Origin of the sequence: Vibrio penaeicida (genome assembly GCF_030689305.1) — a bacterium.
Taxonomy (GTDB): domain Bacteria; phylum Pseudomonadota; class Gammaproteobacteria; order Enterobacterales; family Vibrionaceae; genus Vibrio; species Vibrio penaeicida_B.
Genome location: NZ_JAUYVM010000005.1, coordinates 291,802 through 317,607, shown reverse-complemented (window position 1 = coordinate 317,607; position 25,806 = coordinate 291,802). Strand labels below are relative to the sequence as shown.

Below are 25,806 nucleotides of genomic sequence, written 5' to 3'. Positions count from 1 at the left end.
TCCTGCACCTTGAGGTGGTTTGAGTATAAACATTAAACCGTACAATTGTTGCGATACACTAAGCTGGTCAGTTCAACTTTGCTGTTGATTTCCATTTTGGCGAAAATGTGCTGAAGGTGCGTTTTCACTGTCGGCAAACTGCAACATAACTCGTTAGCAATCGCTTTATTTGGCATGCCTTGCAAAGCAAATTGAGCCACCAATCGTTCTTTCTCGGTTAGAGAATATTGGTCGCAAAATGCTTGGTAACTCATGGATTCCGGCGTCGATAAGCTTTGATTTAACGAGAATTCAATGTACCGATGCATGTGGTGTAACTTCATCACATCGTCCGTACCCATGGTATTTTGGTTGTTACCGACAAACATAGCGGCACCCGCCACCAGCTTGCCATCTACATGGAAAAAGAGCTCGATGATGTCGTTGATTTTCCATGGGCGAATAAAGTCTTTGAAATATGTGTGCGAGGCACGCTGTTGTGCGGGCACTAAATCGCTCATTTTTACGACTTTCGCGGCAGAAAATCGAAAGTTGGTTGGATGGAGAGGATCCGTTTTGTAGAAGTGATCGAGATATTCCCGATGCATCGATGGTTGGATCTTAACCGATTTATAGCAAATCGGTTTCGCTTGTTCGTCGACCAGATAACTCGCCATTTTGGAAAAATTAAACACGCCAGAAAACAAACCAAGTAGCTCATCTTGAAACTGGTTTAATTTCTCTAATTGGGATCCTTGAGCTTGGTGTGTCATGGTTATCCAGCCTCCATAAAATCTGCTGTTAAGCCCCATATTATCGGCTTTTCCGTTCACACCACGTTATTTCGATCACACAAATTAAACAACTATTTAAACTATTAACAACATTCTTACTTTTAAGAAATGAGACCTTATTTCAATAATCAATGAGCCTCTTAATAAATAGATTCAAATGACACCCAAAAATTCCCTCGGCTTCGAAATTAACCGCGTGTTTGGGATAAATCGCTGTTATTCACAGTGGAGTTAGAATTATTTGCATTTGATAATGGTTTTCATTTAAATTATCACCCACTTTTGTGTAAACAGGATCGGGATATGGATTTAGAACAGTGTTGGGCGCGCTTTATTAAAGCCGAAGAGTTGTTAGAACAAGGACACTGGCCCGAAGCACAATACCTATATAACGATGTATTAGAACATCTCCCGATTTATGTTACGCAAGCAGCAGAAAGTGAAGACATCAAGCCATGTCAAATGAGTTGTTTGCTAGCCGGGTTGAAAGACGCGGCCATTAGCCAGTCTGAAATCCTGAACAAAATGGGGCAACAACGCGAAGCATTCGACCTGCTAAACCAGACTTATGCGCACATGCAGTTTCTTGCGCTCGAACAGTATGATATTGTTCGTGCCGTCGAGCCAACACTTATCCAGCATAGTGAAACAATATTCCGCCATATTGCGGCATTTTGTGCGGCTCAACGTAATGCCAGTTGGCAGTTGGAGCTGGATGCCCTTCAAAAAGCACACCACCACTTCAACCAACTAAAGCTGTATTCAGAGAGAACCAGCGCGGTATACACTCTGAATTAATAGGGTCTGCCTTGTAAAAAGAACCCATAAATGGCTGCAAAAATAATCTCGAAAGGTCAACAGACCCTAATAAGGAAGTTCAATGTCACAGTCCCCAATTCTTACAGTTCGCGATCTGTCAGTAACCTTTACGACCAACGATGGTCCTGTACACGCAGTAAAGAATGTTCATTTCGACCTGAAAAAGGGCGAAACATTGGCAATCGTTGGAGAGTCGGGCTCAGGAAAGTCGGTTTCGACAAACGCCATTATGCGCCTTCTTCCACATAACTCTATTATTCCAGCTGAAGCCGACATTCAGTTTGAAGGTAACTCCATTCTGGATCTTTCTGAAAAAGAAATGCAATCCATTCGCGGCGACCGAATCGGTATGATTTTTCAGGAACCAATGACCTCTTTGAACCCGTACATGCGCGTCGGTATTCAGGTTGCTGAAGCACTGATGTGCCACCGTAAGGTAAGCCAGTCAAAAGCGAAAGAAAGAGTACTTGAACTGTTCAACCTTGTTCATCTCCCAAACCCAGAGACAGCGTACACCAAGTACCCACATGAATTCTCTGGCGGCCAGCTGCAACGTATCATGATTGCAATGGCACTAATGAACGAACCTGATCTTTTGATTGCAGACGAGCCAACCACTGCACTCGACGTAACTGTGCAAGCGGAAGTACTTAACCTGATTAAAGAAATTCAGGAAAAGATGGGCATGGCTATCCTGTTCATCACGCACGATTTAGGTGTCGTTAAACACTTTGCTGATCGTGTGATCGTGATGTGTAAAGGTGATGTTGTAGAGGAAGGTCAAACAGCAGAATTGTTCAAGAATCCGACTGAAGACTACACAAAAATGCTGATCAACTCTATTCCGCATGGCAGTAAAGATCCAGTCGCCGAAGATGCCGTTGATCTTCTTAAAGCGGACGATATTCGCGTTAAGTTCCTTATCAAATCGCATTTTCTACCAAGCAAGAACCAATACTTTGAAGCTGTTAAAGGCATTTCCCTTGAACTGAAGCAAGGTGAAACGTTGGGGATTGTAGGTGAGTCGGGTTCAGGTAAATCCACGCTAGGGCGTGCTTTAATTGGCTTACTGCCGTCTGAAGGTAAGATTGCTTATCGCGGTCGTGATATAAGTACGCTAACTGAGAAAGAAAAATTTGAACTGAAAAAAGACGTTCAAATGGTATTCCAAGACCCGTATGGTTCGCTTTCTCCTCGTATGACGGTTGGCGATATCATTACGGAATCCCTAACGGTGCATCAACCTGGTCTTAACCGCTCTGAACGCATGGCAAGAGCACGCCAAGCATTGGAGGAAGTCCGTTTAGATTCGAACTCAATTAACCGCTATCCGCACGAATTTTCAGGTGGTCAACGTCAGCGTATTGCTATCGCTCGTGCCTTGATTCTTGAGCCTTCGTTCATTCTTCTGGATGAGCCAACGTCCGCTCTTGACCGTTCTGTACAGCTAACGGTTATCGACCTGCTAAAGGATATTCAGAAGAAGCACAACATCGGCTTCCTGTTCATTAGCCACGATTTGAGTGTTGTTAAAGCGCTTTCTGACCGCGTTATGGTGATGCAGAAAGGTGTCGTGATGGAAGAAGGATCAGCGGAAGAGATCTTTAGTAATCCTCAGCACGAATACACGCAAAAACTGATTGATGCGTCATTTGATCTTGATGAGGATCTTGTTGCATAAAACAAGAAAATCAAGAGCTTAAATATTTAAAATGCTTCTTGATAATAAGAGGCATTTTTTATTGCAAAAAAACCCTACAATCATGAAGCAAATATGTGTGTATGTACTATGCTTTTAGCTACATAATAAAAAAGGCTAGGCTAGACACATGTACAACATGGCAGGTCGAAAGCTAGAAGAAATGGCAGACGTTCGGCTACTGCGCAGAAAACGTACCCTCATCGTTTTATCTGTAATCGTCTTCATTCTACTTTCGGTATTTGGATTTCTAAGTATAAGTAATGGAGACCACTTCCAGGGCTCCATCAACTACATCAGTGCGCTGGTTGTCTTTTCCAATCTCGCTTTATTTCTTAGCCGTGGTCACTACACGAAAGCTGCTCATGTCCTTACGCTTGTTCTTGTTACCCATGCGATTGTACTGATCCTAACTGGCGGTTTGTCCAAGTCTTCCGTTTATTGGATTTACCCTATTCTTGCTACCATCATTTTTGTAAATTCGGTAAGAGGCGCAGTGTTAGCCACGACGAGTTTCTTTGTATTTTGTATTGTGGCGTTTACCTCTCCCAATTTCCCTTATTTATCAGCCGACTATTCAGAGTTTTCCGTTGGACGCTTCTTAACAAGCATGTTGGCCTTCTTGGCAATTTGCCATTACTTTGCCTATCAATACTGCAAAACCAATCACTATGTATTATCACTGTATCAAGAAGGCATTGAAGACTTAGCCTATAGAGATGCACTCACTGGATTGGCAAACCGATGGAGTTTTGAAAAATGGGCAGAACCTAAGCTCAAAGAGCTCAGACACAGCTCCAAAATAGCGGCATTGGTTTTTATCGATATTGATAACTTCAAAGAAATTAATGACAATTTTGGTCATTCCGTTGGCGACAGAGTATTACAAAGCTTTGGACAAAGGCTTGCAAATAACCTGCGTACAAAAAGCCGAAAGGACCAAAAGGATGAGTTTTCCATCGCCCGATATGCTGGGGATGAATTCGTTGTGTTGCTCTACGATATTCCCAGTGCACATGTACTAGAAAGCATCATAGGACGTATCACGTCTTTGTTTAACGACGGCTACCAAGTCAACAATCAGGTCAATTATGTGACGTTGAGCGTTGGAGTATCCGTGTATGGGCAAGATGCTTTTGAGCTGCCAGAATTGCTTCGCTGTGCCGATAAAGCCATGTATGCCGCTAAATGCGATGGCAAAAACAACTATGAGTTTTATCACAACATTCAATCCGGGAATAAAAAAGCCAGTAATGTGAAACCCTTCAATAGACATGGCTCGGCGTTGAAAGAACTGTAAGTTGCTCATTTCACTTCAAGATAACCAGTTTGCTTTAAGATAAGCAGCTTGCTCTAAGACATGTGACTCCGATGAATCAGGCATGTCGTTTCTATCGTCATGTCGCTTCTATCGCATAGTTAGACGCATCTTGGCACATCGAATCACACTATTTCCCTTATCGTTTCTTTACTTTGTAACCTAATCAACGAATGGATCCGTATATATACCCAAGTGACCTCAAGATGCTTGGTTCAGCGAGATTTAACTGTCTTTAAGACAAGGCACCGATTTGATGATTTAGTGGTTCTAAATCAAAAATCGGTAACGCAGTATGAAAGCCAGTTAAACTCGCCCTTGGGAGCCCATATTCTGTTCCATTTCTTCGTCAAAGAACTTGGAAAGGATTCATCATTCCGCTGCGTTCCTGATTTTTTGAAATAAAGAGGCTTGAACTGAAACAGAATATGAGGCTCTGAATCCTGCATCTTGAGGTGACTTGGGTATATATTAGGTGCGCTACAACAAGAGTAAAGACTATGAAAAATCAACTGGATATCCTCTTTGTTCTAACGGTAATGGACAAAATTAGAAAAAGTGGGATTAAATCAGAAAAAGGCTATGTGCTCGAAGGCATAGAGGCAGGAACAGGTTACGATGAATACACTGTGTACCTAGCCACACCGCAAGTCACCTTGTATATATTTTTCCACAACAAGTACCAATTCGAGTATCAAAAGGAAGAGCACTTCAAAGGCTTCATGAAAAGCCTTGAGGTGATTAATCGAAACTATTAGCTCGAGGTTGGCGGCGATAATCTCACAACTAAAAGTAATGTGAGATTGCTAGGTAGCGAGTGCGAATGTGCTCGATGAGCAAACTCACTTTTTTAGGCGGTTGACGTGTAAATGGGTAAACGGCGTAGATTCCGAGCTTTTTACCTACAAGTTCTGGGAAGATATCGACAAGTTCACCGCTTCTAATATCGTGATACACCAAACAACGAGGGACATAAGCAATACCATGCCCACCCAGTGCCGCCTTGCGTAGGGCGGTGGCATTATCCGTCGAGAACGAACCTGATACCTTCACAATGTAATTCCCTTTAGAAGACTTAAATTCCCAGTCTGACGCACCCGTGGTTTGGTAAGCGTATTGCAAGCAGTTGTGGCTGCTTAAGTCTTCTGGCTTTAGCGGTTTGCCATTTTTAGCGATGTAAGATGGCGAAGCGCATACTAGCCATTGCGAGTCGAGAATATGACGAGCAATCAAACTGGAGTCTTCCAAATATCCGGTTCGAATAACTAAGTCAAAGCCCCCTTCTACCAAATCGACAAAGCGATTGTCCAAAGACATATCAACCGTTAGCCCAGGGTGCATGTTACAGAATTCTGCGACCGCGTCCGCCAAGATAAGATCGCCAGAAATACTGGGCACCGACATTTTTACATGGCCACTTATCTTCTCTCCAAAACCGGAAATCACATCCATCGCTTCATTTACCGCTTGGTTAACGTTTTTGGCTCCTTGGTACAGGGCTTTTCCCGCTTCGGTTAAAGTAAGCTTTCTGGTGGTGCGATACAGCAGTTGCACGCCCAACTCTTCTTCAAGTCGCGCGATCCTTTTACTCACGACAGAATTCGTTAAGTCATTTTGTTCCGCAGCTTTACTGAATGTGCCTAAAGCCACTACTTGATAGAACAATATTAGGTCATCACTACGCATCGCATTCTGTTAAATTTGGCAATAATTGAAGCAATTATTTCCTTAAGTGACAAAAAAATAAAGGAGCACGGTCACGTTTGTCTGACTCTGATTCCGTTTACTTACATCACTTTAGCTAGGCTATCGCATTTTCCAAAATCGCTTTAGATTCCACCAGAGTGATACTGCCGTTCTCGCTCAGCTTAACCAACCCATGTTCTTCAAGTTTAGCCAATACTGCTTGTACGGCTGTTTCTTTGTCTGTGGTGTGCTCGGTAAGCTTTGTGTCCATACCCACGCTTTGATAAAAAGCTTCTAGGGCATCAATAGTTTGCTCTGCCAATTCATCCGAGTCTTTTAACCCAAAGACATTTCGCCCTAGTTGCTCCAGCTTCGCTTTTTTATACTCAAGCTGATTTCGAAGCAATGAAGGTTGAATGATCGCCAACGAATGAGCGTGATCGACCCCGTACAAAGCCGTAAGCTCATGACCAATCACATGAGTTGACCAATCTTGCGGTACGCCAGAACCAATCAAACCATTGAGCGCTTGATTGGCTGTCCACATAAGATTGGCACGCCATTCGTCGCTATCGCGTTGCTCAAAACGCTCACCTAAGTTCTTCAATGTTCGAAGCAACGATTCCGCATACGCATCTTGAACCATCGCACCATTTGGCTTGGTAAGGTACTGCTCACAAACGTGTATCCATGCGTCGACAATGCCGTTAATCAACTGACGTTTAGGGAGGGTTTTCATTACATCAGGATCCAAAATAGCGAACTTTGGCTGCACCGCTGGGTGGTAAAACGACAATTTGTCCTGCGTTTCACTTTTGGTTATCACCGCTGCTGGGTTAGATTCCGACCCAGTAGCAGGCAACGTTAACACCGCACCAAGCGCTACGGCTTCTTTCACCTGATGTTTGCCTTCTAAGATGTCCCATCCATCTCCGTCATATTTTGCGGCCGCTGCAATGTATTTCACGCCATCAATCACAGAGCCGCCGCCGACCCCAAGCACAAACTCAATGTCATCTTGCTTAACAATCTCAACCGCTTTATCCAGTGTTTCTTTGGTTGGATTGGGCTCGACGCCTGAAAACTCCTGCCAGCAGTGTGCTTTCAAAGCGTCAACGACTTGATCATAGACGCCATTTTTCTTAATCGATCCACCGCCGTAGACCACCAATACACTTGAGGAGGTTGGAATCGCTTTTGATAGCGCTTCTATTTGACCTTGACCGAAATGGATTTGAGTTGGGTTTACATAAGAAAACTTCATTGCAATGCCTCTTGTACCTAGGTTTGTTGACCTTTCGGGAAAGCAAAAACCCTAATTGACAGCGTCAATCAGGGTTATAGAATTTGAATGTAAGTATAGCCTAAAGTGGCTTTTACTAGGCTGCGACAGGTCCATGTTTAGAGAAAAACGTAGGGTATTTCTTCCGAATATGACGCTGCTCTTCCACCATATTCTTTAAGCTCGGTCCTTTGGACAATTGGAAGATAACCTCATCGTTATCGAACCTTAACACTGCCCCTTCGACAGAGATATGAGTATTACCATGCAAACGCAGAGTACCAGCGATGCTCAGACCTCGATAAAGTGACGCGACATTTGCCATAAGGACACGTATGCCTTTCTCCGACACTTCACAAATGTGGTAATACTGATCCTTGATTCTTAATACAGGTCTTTCCTGCTTTGGGTATCGCAGGCGATAGTATCGACGCTTTTGTTCAACAGATGTCTGGCTCATGATGGTGAATACTCCGTTTTTCACTCAGCAACTGGATGCTATCGTTCATTAAAGACCGTTCATTAGAGACATAGCTCGTTGCTGTCGCGATAGACCTTAACTTATCACAGTTGCTGCCTTCTTTATCGGCTCAAGGTCTATCAAATGATTCTTGTCTCAATAATAAGCATCGGCTGAACATCATTTTTCTTTAACAATTTCTATAACAAAAATGCGCTCATTTATTCAATGAGCTTAAAGCACCTTTTGTTAGCGTCTTGATCCCACGTAAAACGTCCCTTAAATAGGGTAGCGTGATAAAGCAAAGCGAGGGGCTAAATGGGGGATGCTGTTCACGAAAAACCTATTGTTAATTTTGTTACGCATGAAATATAAAGACATTTAAACTAGTATGAGAAACAAAACCAACACAAAACACCAAAAATCCAACTTAACAGCTTTTAATTCTAGAATATATATTCGTATTAAGCTTTATGTATTGAAAGCAATTTAAATGGCGGGATAATAGACTTATTGTTAATCATTTGTTAAACACAAAATCGAACAATAAGGATATATCATGGAAATGGAAAACAAGTTTCTGATTGAAGCTTTTCAAACCCCCAAAAGCATAGCAGAGCAACTTTCATCCTACTTTGAGCAGCTCCCCGCAGACCAATACGTCGACAGTGATCACCGTTATCGTACCTATGCAAGATTCCAATCTACAAATAATGAGTTAACCCGTTTGCCCCACTCTACTTTTACGCAATCCTCAGAATTCAATAGAGTGGTAGGCGATGTTGAACGGGATTTTGCCAAAATGGATGAGGAAATGGTGAAAACACCGTACTTTCAGCACCTCATCAAATCGTTTATGGAAAGAACAGGGACAGACAAAGATAATTCGGTTGTAGATGTACACCAAATTCGTGTGACTTGCGGTTCCAATACAACCAGTGCCCCTGCACCAGAAGGAATTCACCAAGATGGCTACCGATATGTTGGCATTTTCTGTGTGCAACGGAAAAACATCACCGGTGGGTTTACACAAATTTTTGCTTCTCCGGTTGATCAACACCCCCACTTAAACACGGTGCTAGAAGAAAACCAGTTTGTGGTGCTCAATGACTCACGCTTTTTTCACCACATTTCTGAAACGCTTTCTAGCGTAGCGGGCGAAAAAGGAGTTCGCGATGTCTTCGTATTTACCGCTTAATCAAGAAAATGTTGAGGGTCTTAGAGAGCAATTCCCAGCGCTTAATGTGCACCAGAATGGAATAGCGCCCATCTATTTTGACGGTCCCGGTGGTACCCAGCTTCCACTCTCTGTTATTGAAGGCTATGGCGCTTATTTAGCGCAAGGTAATTCTAACTTAGGTGGTCGTTTCTCGGTGAGCCACAACACGGTGAATTTGGTCGATACGTGTAGAGAAAAAGCGGCGTCGCTTTTTGGTGCTGCATCCAAAGATGAAATCGTCTTTGGTGCCAACATGACGACCATGACATTTCATTTTAGCCGCGCAATTAGTCAAGACTGGCAAGCAGGAGATGAGATCATCCTAAGCGATGCCGATCACGGTGCCAACCGTTCGTCTTGGGCAATGGCAGCACAACTGAAAGGCGTTAAAGTCCACTACATTCCCTTTATAGACAATAGCTGTAATCTGGACTTAGAGGTGTTTCAGTCCTTACTGAGTGAAAAAACACGTTTGGTTGCCGTTACAGCGGCCAGTAATCTGTCTGGCACAATGGTCGATATAGAAAAAATCACCCAGCTCTCAAAAGCGAACGGTAGTGTTGTTTTTATTGATGCCGTGCACCTTTTGCCTCACAAAATTCTCGATGTAAAAACGCTAGGTGCAGACTTTGTTGCGGGTTCTGCCTACAAATTTTTCGGCCCGCACCTTGGGGTGATTTATGGTCGTAAAGACTGTTTAGAACAATACACACCTTTTAAAGTGGAGCCCGCTCCGACCTATGCCCCAAACTGCTGGGAAACGGGTACATTGAACTTTGAAGCGCTCTCTGCATTCTCATACGCTGTCGATTATTTGGCGACATTAGGACAAGGGGAAAGCCTAAGAGCTCAACTGGAATCAGCCTACGGAAATATTCGACAGTATGAAGAATCACTAGCGACGTATTTTCTCGCCCGCCTAACAGAGTTTCCCTCGATTGAATTATTCGGGGAGCCTACTGCAAACAATAGAACCGCTACGTTCGCTCTTAGGTTTGGTGATCTTGACCCGACAGAAATCGCCTCGCATCTTGGAACGCAGCAAATCTATACGTGGAGCGGTCATTTGTACGCCGATAGATTAACAGATGCACTGGGTGTGACAGACAAAGGCGGCATTTTGAGAGTTGGGCTAATGCACTACAATACCAAAGCTGAAATTGACCGATTCTTTAGCGCACTACGCAGTATTCTTTAGTTTCAACCCTATAAAAACCTAAGCCAGCATTACACCCAAGTGACCTCAAGATGCAGGATTCAGAGCCTCATAGTCTGTTCCAGTTCAAGGAGAAGGACGCAGTTTTCCAAGTTCTTTGACGATGAAATGGGACAGAATATGGGCTTCCAAGGGCGAGGTTACTTGGGTATATATTGCTGGCTTTTTTGATCAATTGGAATTCGTTCAGTAAATTTTAAAAATTATGCAAATATTCCTACTTCCAATACACCTTCATTATAAATATCTCTTCTGACCTTATACATATTTAAGAACTAGAGCCATCACCAAAGTTTTTAAAACCACTTCGATTATTCTAACGCCATTATTTTTTCAAAAGATATTTACTACTTATCATCCAATATTTTCAGATCATTAATATAGAAATCAATTAAATAAACTAAATGTAACCAGTCTCATTGACGGAGTATCGATAAAAATCAAAGGGAATAGTAATAAAAACAATCATTAAGGAATATAAGATGGCTATTTTTAAAAGCACCATACTGCTGGCAACGTCACTGGCAGTATTCAGCTCGGTATCCATTGCCAATACTCCAGCCGATATGAGTATTGTAAATGAAGAGAGAATAGCGGAAATGCTGATTCGCTCTGGAAAACTCAAAATAGATACGACACAAATAGAAAGAGAAGAGGCAGTAAAAAATTTCTTAGATACAAAACAACCCCACATAGAATATGCCGACACAACATTTCTAGAAAAGGTTGCTAAACATAGAAATAAAGTACTTAAGTCGTTAACAAGTAAGAATGTGCAGAAGCTTAATGACGTTTCCTCCCATTCCTTCGCAGCCAAAAGAGTGGACAGAGTCATCGCGTTAATGATCGACTTTCCCGACTTACCTTGGGATAACAACAGAATCACCAGCGAGTATACCGATATGCTGTATGACTCTTACCCTATTTCACATTATACGGAATTGCTGTTTTCTCCTTCAGGCTACGAAGGGCCCAATGGGGAAAGTATTATTTCAATGAGGCAATACTACGAACAAGAATCCGGTGGGACTTATTCGGTGTTTGGGAAAGGATTTGGGTGGTATAGAGCCACCAAAGATGCCGCCCATTATGGCGTAAATGATCCCCGTACTGGTAACGACAGTAATGTTCGCGAGCTAGTGCGTGAAGCACTTAACCAGCTCGCGAATGATTCGAATATAGATTTGAGCGACTACGACAAAGAAGATCGATACGACTACGATAACGATGGCAATTACTACGAGCCGGATGGGATTATTGACCATCTTATGATCTTCCACTCCTCTGTGGGGGAGGAAGCCGGTGGCGGCGTTTTAGGCGAGGATGCAATTTGGTCTCACAGTTGGAATCTAGGCAGAGTTCACCAAATTCCGAGAACGTCTAGCAAGCTTCCTGATCGTTTCAATGGGCAGTATGTTGCGTTTGATTACACAATTCAGCCTCTCGATGTTTCCGTCGGGGTTGCTGCACACCTATACGCGCACGACTTAGGTTTACCAGACGAGCATAACATGCAAGGAACAGGGGCGGGTGAACCTGCCGCGTACTGGTCAGTCATGTCTTCTGGTAGTCGGGCTGGCGAATTGGAAGGGATTCGACCAACCGCATTTAGCCCTTTCGCAAAGCTATTTCTACAAGAATCATTAGGGGGACGCTGGTTGAATCCCACGCAACTTTCGCTTGACGTGCTAACAGGAAAACCTCGTTACTTGACCTTATATGAAACCACAGACAACCTTCGCCCAAATATAGTGAAAATTGAGTTACCAGAGAAAAAAGTCGTCGACGTAGCACCTTTTAGTGGTGAATATGCCTATCATTCCGCAACTCATGCAGACTATTATTATTCCCGTAACACTATGAATCGCAAGATTACTGTCCCCTCAGGTGTTTCAGTAAGTCTGACCTTTAAAGCGCGATATCAGATGATGGAATGGGGTATCGATTACGCTAGAGTAATGATTAACGGAACCCCAGCTGCAGGCAACATTACCACTCTTTTTGATCCTAACGATTTAGGGGTGGTTCCTTATATAACAGGAAATTCTAATGGGTGGGTGGACGCCCGTTTTGATTTATCGAAATGGGCTGGTAACGAGATAGACCTCACCTTCGAATTCGTCAGCGATAGTGAATTGGTTCAGGAAGGGTTGTACATCGATGACATCGCCTTTGAGGTCGATGGGACAACCCATATTATTGATGATGCTGAAGGTGAGAGCACCTTTAATTTAAACGGGTTCAGCAAAGATCAAGGATTCCGCTTGGCGGATCACTATTATCTGCTCCAATGGCGCAATCATGATGGCATTGATAAAGGGCTCAAGAGTATTCGTCAATTTGGACAACTGATTTCTTATGAACCTGGCTTGGTCATTTGGTATGTCGATAATTCTTTTACTGACAACTGGGCGAACGACCGCTGGATAGGGTTACTCCCAGAGGAAGGCTGGTTGAGTGTGGTCGATGCCGACCAAACTCCGCTTGTTTGGTCTAATGGCGAAGTGGCGAGATCACACTACCAAGTTCGTGATGCTGCTTTTTCTCTGGAAGACAATTCACCGCTCGTTATCGTCGACAAAGAAGGCAATACACTGCAAGACATCCACTTAACATCAAATGGGGTATTTGATGACGGAGCGGACTACTCTTCGCGTAGCGCTCAGCGCACTGGACTTAAATTGCTGAAATATGGGTTATCTGTAGAACTGCTCCTTCAAGCGCCCGATAACAGTTACGGCGTATTACAAATCTCTCATGAACTTCCCAATGAATCGCCCATTGCCAATTTCACTTTAAAAGTCGAAGGTAAGAACGTTATTTCATTCAACGAGAGTAGCGATCCCGACGGCAATATCGTTGGCTACTTATGGGATTTTGGCGACGGTCAAACCAGCACGGAAGCCAACCCAAGCTGGCAATACGTGGAAGCTGGCGAATACACTGTGGTCTTAACCGTGACCGACAACAAAGGTGCAACCGATAGCTACTCGGAAACGATAGAGATCATCGCTGTGACTTATGAACCTCCTGTCGCTCAAGGCGGCTATTTATCCATATTCGGTGGTTACACTTTACTTTACTCCACAAGCTACGATCCGAACGGGCATATCGTGACAACTCGCTGGAAACTGGGTAAACCACACGTATATTTTGGTACTGTTATCCTCACACGTCTGCCAATCAATACCAAAACGGTTTGGCTAACAGTAAAAGATAACCAAGGATTGTATGGTTCCACTAAAATTCAATTAGACTAAGAACAGAGTCTAGAAATGACAAAAGCCAGCGATATAGCGAAAACTAATCACTGGCTTTTTTGATCAATAGGAATTCGTTCAGCAAATTTTAAATATTATGTAAACAATCCCATTTCCAACACACCCATGTAATAAACCGCCTTCCTTTCCTTATTCATATTTAAGAATTAGAACCATTACCAAAATTTTTAAAAATAATTTCAACTAATCTATCGCCATTAATTCCAGAAATTAGATTGATAATATATTCGTCTATTTGGAATAAATAGTCACATTATATTTTTCACAGATCGCTAATATAAAAATTTAATCCAACAGGTTTGAAATCACAATCTCACCAACGGAGGTATCAATAAAGAAACAGAAGGAATGATAAATAAAAACAACCACTAAGGAATAAAAAATGGCAATTTTTAAAAACACCATGCTGCTGGCAACATCGCTGGCAGTATTCAGTGGAATATCTTACGCCAATACTCCGGCCGATATGGGTGTTGTTAATGAAGAGAGAATAGCGGAAATGCTAATTCGCTCTGGAAAACTCAGTAAAGATGCAACACAAATAGAAAAAGAAGAAGCCGTAAAGACATTCTTAAATACAAAACTGAACCCTCATACACATGGCGATGCTCAATTTGGAAAAAAAGCCATTGAGCAGAGAAATAAGATATTTAAATCGTTAGCAAATAAGAAAGGGCAGAAGCTCAATGCCATTTCTTTTTCGTCCCGTTCTGTCACCATAAAAAGAACGGACAGAGTCATCGCGTTGATGATCGACTTCCCTGACTTACCGTGGGATGACAACAGAATCACCGATGAGCATACCGATATGTTGTATGACTCTTACCCTATTTCGCATTACGCTGACTTGTTGTTTTCCCCCTCAGGCTATGAAGGTCCCAATGGCGAAAACATTGTTTCTATGAAGCAATATTACGAACAAGAATCCGGTGGAACCTATTCGGTTACGGGTGAAGGATTCGGGTGGTATAGAGCGGCTAAAAACGCCAAGTACTACGGAGGGAACGACGCCAGTTCTGGCAACGACAGTAATGTTCGTGAATTGGTGCGAGAAGCTCTCAACCAGCTGGCGAATGATCCCAGTGTCAACTTAGACGACTACGACATTGAAGACCGATACGACTATGATGGCGATGGCGATTACCGTGAACCTGATGGGCTAATCGACCACCTTATGATCTTCCATTCCTCGGTGGGCGAAGAAGCCGGTGGTGGTGTTTTGGGTGAAGACGCCATTTGGTCTCACCGCTGGAACTTAGGTTCTGTTCACCAACTTCCGGGAACGTCCAGCACGCTACCTGATCGCTTCAATGGGCAATACGCTGCGTTTGATTACACCATTCAGCCTCTTGATGCTGCCGTTGGAGTCGCGGCGCATGAATACGCGCACGACTTAGGCTTACCAGACGAATACGACACTCGAGGAACGGGTAAAGGTGAGCCTGTCGCGTATTGGTCCATTATGTCTTCTGGCAGCTGGGCAGGCGAACTAGGGGGGATTAGACCCACAGCATTCAGTTCTTATGCCAAAGAGTTCTTGCAAGAATCGTTAGGGGGACGCTGGTTGAACAGCACACAACTCTCGCTTGACGATTTAGCCGAGAAGCCTCGTAACCTAACGTTATTTGAAACCACGGATAACCTTCGCCCCAATATGGTGAAAATCGAATTACCTGCGAAAAAAGTCGACGGTGTTAAACCGTTTGGCGGCGAATACTCGTTTTACTCCCAGAAAGGGGACGACCTCAATAACAGTATGAGCCGTAAACTCACTGTCCCTTCGGGTGGTTCAGTACACCTCACCTTTAAGGCGTGGTATGAGATAGAAGTGGACTACGATTATGCTCGAGTATTGGTCAATGGCACTCAAATCGCGGGGAACATTACGACCACTCAAGATCCTTACAACACGGGTCTGGTACCTGCGATAACAGGAGACTCTAAAGGATGGGTAGACGCTCGTTTTGATCTGTCGGAATGGGCAGGCAGCGAAATCACCCTCACTTTTGATTATGTCACTGATGGCGGTTTAGCCATGGAAGGGTTGTACGTAGATGACATTGCGTTTGAAGTCGACGGAGCGACTCGTGGCATTGATGATGCTGAAAGAACAAGCACCTTTGCATTCAGCGGATTCAGTAAGAATGCAGGCTTCCACTTAGCGGATCACTATTACTTGCTCCAATGGCGCAGTTACGATGGCGTCGATAAAGGGCTTGAGAGTATTCGCAGAATTGGACAGCTGATTTCTTATGATCCAGGTTTGGTTGTGTGGTATGTCGATAATTCCTTTACCGATAATTGGGTAGGATTGCACCCTGGGGAAGGTTGGCTAGGTGTGGTTGATGCCGACCAAACTCCGTTTGTTTGGTCTAGCGGCGAAGTCGCGAGATCCCGTTACCAAGTTCGCGATGCTGCCTTTTCTTTAGAAAACAATTCGCCACTCGTTTTGGTCGATAAAGAAGGTAACTTGCTGCAAGATACCAGCCTAACGCCAAACGGTGTGTTTGATGATAAAGAGGATTACTCTTCCCCCGGTGCTCCACACGCTGGTCGCAAAGTGATGGAGTATGGGTTATCGGTAAAACTGATCCATCAAGCGCCTGATAACAGCTATGGCGTCATTCAAGTTTCTTACGATAAACCCAATGAAGCGCCAACCGCCGACTTCACTTTAAAAGTCGAAGGCATGAGCGTCACCTCCTCTAACGTGAGTAGTGACCCCGACGGCGATATTATTGGGTATTTGTGGGACTTTGGAAATGGTCAAACCAGTACAGAGTTCAACCCAAGTTGGAACTACGACAAAGCAGGTGAATATACGGTCGTACTTACGGTGACTGACGACCAAGGTGCAACGGCTCGTCATTCAGAAACGATAGAGATTGTCGCAGCAGTTAACGAACCGCCTGTCGCTCAGGGTGGCTATTTCCCTCTATTCGGGCGTTACGCTTTGCTGTATTCCACAAGCTACGATCCGGATGGGCATATCGTGAAAACTCGCTGGAAATTGGGTAAGAAAAAAGTACGCTTCGGCACTGTTATCTTCACCCGACTCCCCGCCAATAAAAAGGCAGTTAGGCTAACAGTCACCGATAACGAAGGAGAAAAAGACTCCACTAAAATTCGGTTAGATTAAATGGCATAACCTAGAAACGACAAAAGCCAGCGATATAGAGAAAACCTAATCGCTGGCTTTTTCAATTTTTGGATTTTCGACTACCTACGCAGAACGATGCCATATCCTGTTTTGGTTAAATCACAGTACGTACTGCCATCGTATTTACTGATATTAGCGATATACACACTCTTCCCACTCGATAGCGCTGTCGTTAATAGAGCATAATAAAAGGGGTAAGACTTATCAGACTCAGGAATATACATATTGAATTCATACCAACCTTTCTTGCAATACTTATCAAACGCAGGACTTGTCATTTTAATCCATAGTTTGCCATCACCATTAATTTTTAGCCTTTCAACAGTAGAAGCAATATCAACTCCTGCATGAGACATACAGCTTACAGCACTTAGCAGTACCGCGAATATCCAGTTTCTCATATTAACTCTCGTCTTGTTTTTTTATGGAACGCCTACATGTAACTCATATAGGCGGTTGGGATGGTTTTCCCCCAAGGACTGGACTCACAACTTCTGATCCAAAATCCAATGGGTTTCTTGGCGGTGTAAGCGGTGAGTACCATGCTGTACATTTCCTGAAATCCTAAAGCGTCTCTATTAAGCTTAACAACTCCAGATAAATCACAACCTTTCGTATTGATATAACTCGCATTCCAAATATATACATTCCCTAACTCGACGCTAATTTGAGTAGGTACATATTTTTCAGTATTAGCTGAAGCAGAGAACGTACAAACAAGCAGAGCTATAAGTGTGACTACTTTTAATGTGTTCGATAACATGTTTAACCTTTAGTGTGAATTGTTACTGTAATTACTATTTATCCGAAACCACATAAACCACTTTACACATACTAGAATCCGAATTTGTTCGAATCCAAATGGGGTGTGCTTGAATATGGGCAGTAAGCAATAATGAATACACTGCTTCGTAGTTCTTACTTGCTGGATCTAGATGGATATACCCGTTTTTTCCCGCTTCACAGGTTAGATTTGCTTCGTTTCCAGATGTACTCACCACCGCATTACCATCTACATTGACGTAAAGACGGCTAACTTTAACACCTGTACAGCTGTGCCCACTGCACCCAGCGAATGTTTGAAAAGACAGAAGCGAGAATAATAAAGCTGCAATTAACGTTTTCATTCTTATCCCACCCTATGTACGCGCATGCGGTCGCCACCAGTGCATGAGTCTGAATAGCTTTCTTTGTCGTACCCGATATTCACCGTTTCTTTAGTGCTGTATGCCGTGAGAATCCGAGACATAACCAGCTGACGAGATTCAGACGAGATAGCCGGATCAATCGCCATATAATCCAGCGTTGTGCATTTTGGATGACTCTTAGGCATATTCGTCACTTTAATCAATACAAGCGTGCTTCCTGGGTATGTAAGAACATCTGTAATAACGCCTGTGAAATTACTGGTGTATCTTGCGTAAGAGGACGCAGATACCAGTAAAAGCACTAGAAAAATTATGTATTTTTTCATTTATGTTTTACCAACTGAGTTTAAAAAATTAGTGAATGAGGCGGGTGATTCTTCGGTAAACGTTGAGATTGCGATCCCACGGCTCACAACCGCCAACATCGCTATAAGAAATGGTAACCGCCTTCCCCGACGCTCTTGCAGCTAGAAGCATGGAATACATCCTTGAACGCGCCTCTGGATCTAAAGAACTACTAATAGCGAAAGTGGTTTTGTTGGAGCATTCTGTAATATTTGCCCCTTGATCCGTTAAGCTCACGAGCACCGTATTGGTATGACCATACGTTGTTAACGATGTTATTGTGCCGCTGGTGCTTAACCATTTACCGTATGATGGAAACGACAATAAAAGCGAAGCCAGAGAAAATAGAGTGATGTTCTTTATCATTAGATCTAACCGTTCACTAATACATGTAGATGTCAAAAATTGCAGGGCGAGTCTGTCCCCAATATTTTTGCTTGGTACATCCTGAAACCCAGAAGCTCACTGTCGATTTTGATGTATATGCCGTGAGAAGCGCTGAATAGAAACGGTTACTTCCTGATGAATCACTAAGTTCAGCGATGTAAAAGCTCGCTCCTTCACAATTCCCTGGATTTTTAATAGGTTGTGAGAAATCTACACGTACAAAGTTGCCCTCTCTCTGAACGTTAATCAGCTTGACTTGCCCTTTATCAGAAGTTACGCCGGCTGCAAAACTTAAACTTGGGATCAATACGATCACGCTTAACAAAATAAACTTTATTACTTTCATTTTTCTTCCTTGAAATTAAATATGCCCTGTTATTGAATGTGCAACCCATTGGCTGTGCAGAGTGCACCTGTCTTTGAATAATCGATACGTACGATTTTAAAACCCGCTGTTTTTGCCGTAAGCACTTGAGAGAACATCGCCTTTCCAGCTTCAGTCGACAAATCTATATACATAATGCCCCACTTACATTCTTGCAGCCCTTCTTTAGTATAAAAACCCGCTTTAGCAGAACCTTCCGAGAAGGTTCGCAAAACGGTTTTAGACCCCAGTATTTGTTCTGCTTGTGCAAACACAGAGAAGGTAGTGAGTGCTGCAGTAAGCAATGTTTTTACTTTCATATTTAGTTTCTCTATTTCAACGAGTTACAGCTATACGATATATAAGTTCGCGGAGATGCTAATAAATTGACGTTTACCCATCAATTCATGTTTGGAGGTTTGATTAAAAAACGAGAGCGAATAGACGATTTTAGGATGTAAAAAGTAATTGAATGTAGTATCAATAAATTAAAAATTGGTTCCAATAAAATTAGAAGCATATTATTAAAAATAAAAGCCAGCCCAATTAGCCAGCTTTACTGTATTAATTTAAGTTTAATCAGTTGTAAAAAGTAAATATAAAATTGGTAATTTTATTTCCACAACGTAATTTACAACTTCTTAATAATAAATCCTAGCATAAGAGACTTGGCAACCTTGAGATCCATTCTTTATACGTACCATTAAATTATTACCTGAAGCCATAGCCGTTAGAATTGTAGAATAAACTTCTTTAAAATAAGGATGGTCTTTATTTAAAGTCATACTGGTACCATCAAGACGACAATCTAAGTTATTGCGGCTACTTTCTGGAGGGATAATATAAACACCACCTTCATGTACCATCATTGACGTGACCACTTCAACACCTTTTCCGTAACACTCATCCCTATTACAGGCAGCATTGGCAACGCTACTTACTGTAATAAATGCTAAGAAAGATAATAGAAATATTAATTTTTTCATACTTGACCCATGTAGATTTAAAGTTCTTAAGAAAATAGTTATATAATCTAAGTTATATACCCAAGTGACCTCAAGGCGAAGGATTCAGAGCCTCATATTCTGCTTCAATTCAAGGAAAAGAACGCAGTGGAATGACTTGTCCTTTTCAAGTTCTTTGACGAAGAAATGGAGCTGAATATGGGCTCCCAAGGGCGAGTTTAACTGGCTTTCACACTGCGTTATCGATTCTTGATTTAGAACCACTAGATCTTCTAATCGATGTCTTGCCTGAAAGCCAGATAAATCTCGCTGAACCTAGCATCTTGAGGTTACTTGGGTATAGAGAAGTTAATTATTAATAAAAGCAGCTGTAATTTTACAGACGCCATTGACTCTAGGAAGGGTATCGTTAACCTCTACGGATACTCGCTTCCCAGCCATAAAAGCCGCCAGCATAGAAGAGATTAAATGGGTATCTTCTTTCACAATATCTGCGGAATCGTCTCTGCAATTAGCATTACCCCAAGCGCCTTTTGTAGAAAAATAGACACGGGTTAGCCCATTATATTGAACCACATGTGGTCGGCTGCCAGCAGAGGGGTGCCAAGTTTTGATGACCAAATTGTCTCTCTGACCTACCGCCGAATAGGCATTAGATGCAAGAAAGATTGCCGCAAGTGCTACTATTTTTTTCATTACCAAATTCCATAACGTTGTTTGTGCACATCACCTACTTAGGGTGATCTACATGGGTTTTCCATAAAAACCATTGCTCTTAGGCATGCTAACTAAGGAAGTCTTACTCATCAATTTCTGCATTTATTTTCAAGCTAAAAACGGGAGCCACAATACAAACTTAAAATCATAAACAACTGAATTTTAGTGATTTACTTTTTTCAAAACATTGCTAATTAATGAACTGGGGATAAAAATACCCCCTAATGTTCTACTCGCCATTTAAAACTCTTAAATGTCCTTAAAAAACTTATAAAATCAAATAATTGATAATAGGAATAAGCCAAACCTCTTTGAAAGGCTCTGGTGGAACAACCCCAGAGTAAAGCAGTCGATTAGGTGAACCACTACCTATGTTTTTAAGTTTATTTGCCGATGCTGACTTAATGAGTGTATTTTTAACTTGCTCTGAAGAAGCATGAGGGAATTTTCCTAGGTAAAGTGCAGCAGTACCAGCGACATGAGGAGCTGCCATGGAAGTACCGCTCATGTAAATATAACCACCACCATTTTGAGCTGAGTAAATACTGCTACCCGGAGCGAAGATGTCAACACATGACCCAAAATTGGAAAAGTTACTACGGTAATCGTACCTATCCGACGAGCCCACTCGGATTGGTGAACTCGCTGCTGCTGGAGAAAAGCCACACGCGTTAGCATTGCTGTTGCCCGCTGATACTGAAGCTTGAATACCATGAAAATTAACGACTTTATTTATTGTATTTTCAATAGGTGCCCATCTTCCGCTTTTCCAGCCAACACTAAAGTTAATAACCGCTGGTTTTTTGGCATTTTTTGCAACCCACTCAAAGGCAGATATAGAGTCTGAGCCTCTCCCCGATCCAGAACAATTCAATACACGGACAGAAACTATGTTTGCGGAAGGGGCTACACCTACAGTCCTGCCAGCTGCAGTTCCAGCGACGTGTGTACCATGACCATTGCAGTCGCCTGCATTGGTATCCCTATCGACAAAGTCATAACCGTAATTAGCCCTACCAGCAATCTCCGGGTGTGAAATATCAACTCCTGAATCTATTACGTAAATAGATACACCTTTACCCGAGGTATTCTCTCCAGCATAGCCATCTAAAGGCAGGCTACGTTGATTGATTCTGTCCAATCCATATGTTCGGTTTGTTGCTTCCATCCAAATATCAGGAACGACATATTTTACATTTGGTTGTTCTGAAATATATTTAGCCTCAGCAGTACTCAAATCAGCATGAAAGCCTCTAAGCACCACATCATAGGTTTCTTTTAATGAACTTTGATTCTGTGTTTTTACTGAATAGGCTCGCGATGTCGAACTTTGAGCACCAGAAATTAAGCTATTTGCTATATCCTCGACAGATTCAGGTGAGTATTCGAACAACTGACGGGATTCTCGTTGCTGTATACTGTCTTTCAAAACCACTATGTAAGACCCTTCAATTGCTATATTTGGGTCTATGTTTTTAAGCTCTGCGTTAGCACTCAATGATATCGAAGTTACTAGGAATAAAATCTTTTTCACTTTATTAACCCTTTGAAATAAAATTAAAAATCCATTTATTCGTATTAAACATTACCTTTCAATAATATACAACAGAATGAATATAGTTATTTCACAAAAGCTAAAAAATAGATAAAAACTTCAACCAACTTCAAAACTGAATAATTTAATCACGAAGATGTTAGAACTTACTATGAAACCAAGATGCTTCTGTTCTATCTAAAGTAGGAAAGCCTTTATAACAGCCGTTTGTCTTTACTTGAACAGACTTACCTGAAGCGTTTGCCGACAATGCGATACTCAGCCAGCGATCAATTTGGGGGTGATCTGGCGCTACATCAAATCGGCTTTTATGGCATCCGGGTTCATTGATTGTCACATCTAAAGCAACGAATAGTCGCCCGTTACCGTAGGTTCCAGCATATAAAACATTGCCAACTAAATTGTCGGAGGCTGACGCGCTGAATGACGACATGACAGCGAGTAAAACAAATAACTTCTTCACCGGTTTTCCTTTTTACAATTTCAATTTATTGGAAGAATTCGATTAAGCTATCAAATTTTTCCCCAATATAAATATATCATCAGTACTTTTAACTATTTTTCCTATGCACATCTCTATTTAGCTTGATTTTTGAAGTAGTATTCTTTCCCAACCAATCACTAGAAGTGTAAGTGGATATAACGTCAACTGTCTGCTCAATTTAACCCCAACATAAAGTTCTACTTAATCTGCATTAATGTAGAACGCTTTCAGTAATGCAGTATTACCATGTATTGGACATCTCCCTGACGAGTTACGATCTTCTCCAGTTAAAGTCACTGTCTTTTTGGCAGTTAAAGCGGTTAGAGCAGCAGAGACATAAAAACTCTGGCTATCATTTCTATGAAATGCCATACGACTCTTATGCGCACAATCACAGTTAGATGCAGTATCTACATTAATAAAGATTGTCCCGTCTGTATATTGATGCATTTGAGTTATCTTCCCTGATACACTACACTGCTTTGAATATGCAAAAGTACTGAAAAGCATTAATAAAATTACTAAGATCTTTTTCATTCCTCACCTTTAATTAATATAATTTCATTGATTTTTTTACTATTGACGATTAATAAATATATTTTTCTGAATAAAGATAAAATACTCTGTCCTTTCCGGAAGTGTTAGAATTATTTATTCTATACATAGAATCTTGCTATACCGAACAAGAGTACTTATAGAAGTGGATGATAAAATTATTGCGATATTTGGGGTAGTGAGATATAGCGAACAGGCAGGAAAATTTGTGAAGACAACGTGGCTACATCAGCTCAGCTCTTCCTTCCATTTTAAATCGATTGGGCATTGACCAAGCCACTTGGATGAGCGCTTGTACTCAACTCGAAAAAGGTACGGTCGTTGGTTGCGAAGCTACCATCAAACACGCTATGCCGAAATTAAACAGAAAGCGAATATCCGGTTTTCGGTTACCTGATAGCTAAAGCTCCCTTCAAGCTAAACCACATACCATAAACGCTTAAGCCAATATCCACTTTGGCGATTTCGCGTGCCCAAAAGTCAAAGATATAGGGGGTATTTGCCACTTTTTAGGCAAATACCCCAAATATTGAACTCAATTTCGACGATACGAGTAGTGCTTGGTACAAGCGGCAAGAAGATACTTCAAGATTTATCTAAAAGTGTCTGTCCCACTTATTCTTTTTAACTACACACCATAAACGCTTAAGCCAATATCCACTTTAGCGATTTCGCGTACCCAAAAGTCAAAGATATAGAGGATATTTACCACTTTTTAGGCAAACACCCAAAATATTGAACTTAATTTCAACGATACGAGTAGTGCTTGGTACAAGCGGCAAGACGACACTTCAAGACTTTTCTAAAAGTGTCTGTCCCTTTTAATTCAAAAGTGTCTGTCCCTTTTAATTCACTTGCTATAAGCGGCAAGACGACACCTCAAGACTTTTCTAAAAGTGTCTGTCCCACTTAATTTCCAGACTGCAAAACTATCCGGCCAACTCGCGAACAAGCCCCCTTAACTCCTCTTCCAAAAACTCGAATTCAGGACCTTCCTCCATCGCCATCAACTGAAGAAGTTTCTCATCAATATCAGGAGTCAACTCAACTCCATAATCTTGATATAGCTGGAAAGCTACGCGAGCTATTCTGACAACGTCGTAGCCTTTATCAAGCTCTGCTTGCAATACACTACTAAGCTCATTCGCTGTTAGCGTCATAACCCTAACTCCTTCGCAGTTGGTGGATAGTGTTGAGAATTGACCGTTTGGCCATTAATTGATTTCGGATGAACCCTATTTACCTGGCCTGAGTGGTCATAACTTTCCATCCACTGCCTTACGTTACCATTTTTAGGATTATGTTCAGTTACAAATGAAGCTCCTCGTGTAGGCCCTTCGCTTCTAGCTTTAACTTCCTTGGTGTAATAACGTACACGCCCATCTGGTAATTGTCGCGTCGTAGCCGCATTTTGCTGGGCTTTCTCTAATCCAGAAAGCTTTGCTCTAAGAGCAGATTGAGCGTTTACATTTCCGGCACCGTTACTTACCCCCTTTGTAACAAGATTTTCAGCTATATCACCAGCAACCTTAGCCTTATTTAACTTCCTGTCAACGATCCGCCCAGCAATTAATGTGGCGATCTCTACACCCGCCGACGCTGCTGATAGTTCACCATTGGCATGAAGCTGCATTACGGCTTCGATTGCTGGTTTAGCATCTACCGCGCCAATAATAACCGTCCCTAATCCGGTCCAACTACCAAGCTCTTTTGCCCATTCATTACAGCTTGCATCGCACTCCACCTCTGGCGGTAACTGACCAGTTTGTAGTGCCATGTAGTTGGTGGGTGCTACAGTTTGCCGATTCTCAGACCCGCTACCTCCGTGATTATGATTATCTAAAAGTGCCTGTCCCACTTATTTACATACCATAAACGCTTAAGCCAATATCCACTTTGGCGATTTCGCGTGCCCAAAAGTCAAAGATTTAGGGGATGTTTGCCACTTTTAAGACAAATACCCCAAATATTGAACTCAATTTCAACGATACGAGTAGCGCTTGGCATAAGCGGTAAGAAGACACTTCAAGACTTTTCTAAAAAAATCTGTCCCACTAATTTTCCCGTTCTACTTATTTACTTCAATCGTTTAATATGAAAAATAGCTTTGTTCTCAACTCATCCAACTTTTGATTTTCCTTTATCATAGGTTGACCTTGCTTATATAAAACAAGATCATTAAAAGAGCCCATTCCACCATATACTCTTAGAATTTCGCCACGAAGAATTTCTAAATTATCCGCATTAGCGTTATCACACTTTTGTCTAAAGTTAGTAAATGAGCCAGCCCAGTTATTTTCGTCAACTGAAACAAGCAGCTCAATAATTTTTTCAATTACAGAAATTAGCAAAATTGTATTCTTCATATTTATT

26 protein-coding genes are annotated in these 25,806 nt (G+C 42.1%); 8 read left to right on the top strand and 18 right to left on the bottom strand.

What is annotated here, in order from left to right; translation table 11 throughout:
* Window positions 1-32: 32 nt before the first annotated feature.
* Complete coding sequence (locus Q8W40_RS11055; RefSeq protein ID WP_167404686.1) at window positions 33-752, bottom strand: helix-turn-helix transcriptional regulator; 720 nt, start codon at window positions 750-752, stop codon at window positions 33-35.
* Between the two features lie 324 nt (window positions 753-1,076).
* Between Q8W40_RS11055 and Q8W40_RS11050 the strand changes: the two genes are divergently transcribed.
* From Q8W40_RS11050 to Q8W40_RS11035, 4 genes are all read left to right on the top strand, one after another.
* Window positions 1,077-1,571, top strand: a complete 495-nt coding sequence (locus tag Q8W40_RS11050; protein ID WP_305397195.1) for a hypothetical protein — start codon at window positions 1,077-1,079, stop codon at window positions 1,569-1,571.
* An 82-nt stretch (window positions 1,572-1,653) separates the two neighbouring features.
* Complete coding sequence (locus Q8W40_RS11045; protein ID WP_305397194.1) at window positions 1,654-3,273, top strand: ABC transporter ATP-binding protein; 1,620 nt, start codon at window positions 1,654-1,656, stop codon at window positions 3,271-3,273.
* A 148-nt stretch (window positions 3,274-3,421) separates the two neighbouring features.
* Window positions 3,422-4,591, top strand: a complete 1,170-nt coding sequence (locus Q8W40_RS11040) for a GGDEF domain-containing protein (RefSeq protein ID WP_305397193.1) — start codon at window positions 3,422-3,424, stop codon at window positions 4,589-4,591.
* A gap of 518 nt (window positions 4,592-5,109) precedes the next feature.
* Window positions 5,110-5,367: a DUF3081 family protein gene (locus tag Q8W40_RS11035; protein WP_305397192.1), complete on the top strand. Its 258-nt coding sequence runs from the start codon at window positions 5,110-5,112 to the stop codon at window positions 5,365-5,367.
* Window positions 5,368-5,395: 28 nt separating this feature from the next.
* On the opposite strand, the gene Q8W40_RS11030 is transcribed toward Q8W40_RS11035, so the two are convergent.
* The 3 genes from Q8W40_RS11030 to Q8W40_RS11020 form a co-directional block, all read right to left on the bottom strand.
* Window positions 5,396-6,295 (bottom strand): LysR family transcriptional regulator, encoded by a 900-nt coding sequence (locus Q8W40_RS11030; RefSeq protein WP_305397191.1) that lies wholly within the window; start codon window positions 6,293-6,295, stop codon window positions 5,396-5,398.
* Between the two features lie 115 nt (window positions 6,296-6,410).
* Window positions 6,411-7,559, bottom strand: coding sequence for an iron-containing alcohol dehydrogenase (locus tag Q8W40_RS11025; RefSeq protein ID WP_305397190.1), 1,149 nt, complete (start codon window positions 7,557-7,559; stop codon window positions 6,411-6,413).
* 115 nt (window positions 7,560-7,674) lie between these two features.
* Entirely contained in the window at window positions 7,675-8,037 is a 363-nt protein-coding gene (locus Q8W40_RS11020) for a PilZ domain-containing protein (protein WP_305397189.1), read from the bottom strand.
* A gap of 559 nt (window positions 8,038-8,596) precedes the next feature.
* On the opposite strand from Q8W40_RS11020, the gene Q8W40_RS11015 reads away from it, so the two are divergent.
* From Q8W40_RS11015 to Q8W40_RS11000, 4 genes are all read left to right on the top strand, one after another.
* On the top strand, window positions 8,597-9,235 hold the full coding sequence (locus tag Q8W40_RS11015; RefSeq protein ID WP_305397188.1) for a 2OG-Fe dioxygenase family protein: 639 nt from the start codon (window positions 8,597-8,599) through the stop codon (window positions 9,233-9,235).
* Window positions 9,213-10,454, top strand: a complete 1,242-nt coding sequence (locus tag Q8W40_RS11010) for a cysteine desulfurase-like protein (RefSeq protein ID WP_305397187.1) — start codon at window positions 9,213-9,215, stop codon at window positions 10,452-10,454. Before Q8W40_RS11015 ends, Q8W40_RS11010 begins: the two co-directional genes overlap by 23 nt.
* Before the next feature lie 500 nt (window positions 10,455-10,954).
* Window positions 10,955-13,732 (top strand): immune inhibitor A domain-containing protein, encoded by a 2,778-nt coding sequence (locus tag Q8W40_RS11005; RefSeq protein ID WP_305397186.1) that lies wholly within the window; start codon window positions 10,955-10,957, stop codon window positions 13,730-13,732.
* A 403-nt stretch (window positions 13,733-14,135) separates the two neighbouring features.
* The gene (locus Q8W40_RS11000; RefSeq protein ID WP_305397185.1) at window positions 14,136-16,892 is read left to right on the top strand and encodes an immune inhibitor A domain-containing protein; all 2,757 of its coding nucleotides are present in this window, start codon (window positions 14,136-14,138) and stop codon (window positions 16,890-16,892) included.
* An 80-nt stretch (window positions 16,893-16,972) separates the two neighbouring features.
* Here Q8W40_RS11000 and Q8W40_RS10995 read toward each other — a convergent pair whose 3' ends face one another.
* From Q8W40_RS10995 to Q8W40_RS10930, 14 genes are all read right to left on the bottom strand, one after another.
* Entirely contained in the window at window positions 16,973-17,314 is a 342-nt protein-coding gene (locus tag Q8W40_RS10995; protein ID WP_126606555.1) for a hypothetical protein, read from the bottom strand.
* A gap of 396 nt (window positions 17,315-17,710) precedes the next feature.
* A complete protein-coding gene (locus tag Q8W40_RS10990; protein WP_126606557.1) occupies window positions 17,711-18,040 on the bottom strand; it encodes a hypothetical protein in 330 nt (109 codons plus the stop codon).
* 2 nt (window positions 18,041-18,042) lie between these two features.
* Window positions 18,043-18,387, bottom strand: a complete 345-nt coding sequence (locus tag Q8W40_RS10985; RefSeq protein ID WP_305397184.1) for a hypothetical protein — start codon at window positions 18,385-18,387, stop codon at window positions 18,043-18,045.
* A 28-nt stretch (window positions 18,388-18,415) separates the two neighbouring features.
* Window positions 18,416-18,772: a hypothetical protein gene (locus Q8W40_RS10980; protein WP_305397183.1), complete on the bottom strand. Its 357-nt coding sequence runs from the start codon at window positions 18,770-18,772 to the stop codon at window positions 18,416-18,418.
* A 16-nt stretch (window positions 18,773-18,788) separates the two neighbouring features.
* Window positions 18,789-19,139, bottom strand: a complete 351-nt coding sequence (locus tag Q8W40_RS10975) for a hypothetical protein (RefSeq protein WP_126606560.1) — start codon at window positions 19,137-19,139, stop codon at window positions 18,789-18,791.
* A gap of 29 nt (window positions 19,140-19,168) precedes the next feature.
* The gene (locus tag Q8W40_RS10970) at window positions 19,169-19,477 is read right to left on the bottom strand and encodes a hypothetical protein (protein ID WP_305397182.1); all 309 of its coding nucleotides are present in this window, start codon (window positions 19,475-19,477) and stop codon (window positions 19,169-19,171) included.
* A gap of 321 nt (window positions 19,478-19,798) precedes the next feature.
* Entirely contained in the window at window positions 19,799-20,143 is a 345-nt protein-coding gene (locus tag Q8W40_RS10965) for a hypothetical protein (RefSeq protein WP_305397181.1), read from the bottom strand.
* Between the two features lie 327 nt (window positions 20,144-20,470).
* Window positions 20,471-20,818, bottom strand: a complete 348-nt coding sequence (locus Q8W40_RS10960) for a hypothetical protein (protein WP_305397180.1) — start codon at window positions 20,816-20,818, stop codon at window positions 20,471-20,473.
* Window positions 20,819-21,107: 289 nt separating this feature from the next.
* Window positions 21,108-22,373 (bottom strand): S8 family peptidase, encoded by a 1,266-nt coding sequence (locus Q8W40_RS10955; protein WP_305397179.1) that lies wholly within the window; start codon window positions 22,371-22,373, stop codon window positions 21,108-21,110.
* A gap of 160 nt (window positions 22,374-22,533) precedes the next feature.
* Entirely contained in the window at window positions 22,534-22,857 is a 324-nt protein-coding gene (locus tag Q8W40_RS10950) for a hypothetical protein (RefSeq protein WP_305397178.1), read from the bottom strand.
* Window positions 22,858-23,079: 222 nt separating this feature from the next.
* Window positions 23,080-23,415, bottom strand: a complete 336-nt coding sequence (locus Q8W40_RS10945) for a hypothetical protein (RefSeq protein ID WP_305397177.1) — start codon at window positions 23,413-23,415, stop codon at window positions 23,080-23,082.
* A 947-nt stretch (window positions 23,416-24,362) separates the two neighbouring features.
* Window positions 24,363-24,593, bottom strand: a complete 231-nt coding sequence (locus Q8W40_RS10940; protein ID WP_305397176.1) for a hypothetical protein — start codon at window positions 24,591-24,593, stop codon at window positions 24,363-24,365.
* A complete protein-coding gene (locus Q8W40_RS10935) occupies window positions 24,590-25,210 on the bottom strand; it encodes a hypothetical protein (RefSeq protein ID WP_305397175.1) in 621 nt (206 codons plus the stop codon). Before Q8W40_RS10935 ends, Q8W40_RS10940 begins: the two co-directional genes overlap by 4 nt.
* Before the next feature lie 304 nt (window positions 25,211-25,514).
* Window positions 25,515-25,799: a DUF6966 domain-containing protein gene (locus Q8W40_RS10930; protein ID WP_305397174.1), complete on the bottom strand. Its 285-nt coding sequence runs from the start codon at window positions 25,797-25,799 to the stop codon at window positions 25,515-25,517.
* Between the last annotated feature and the right edge of the window lie 7 nt (window positions 25,800-25,806).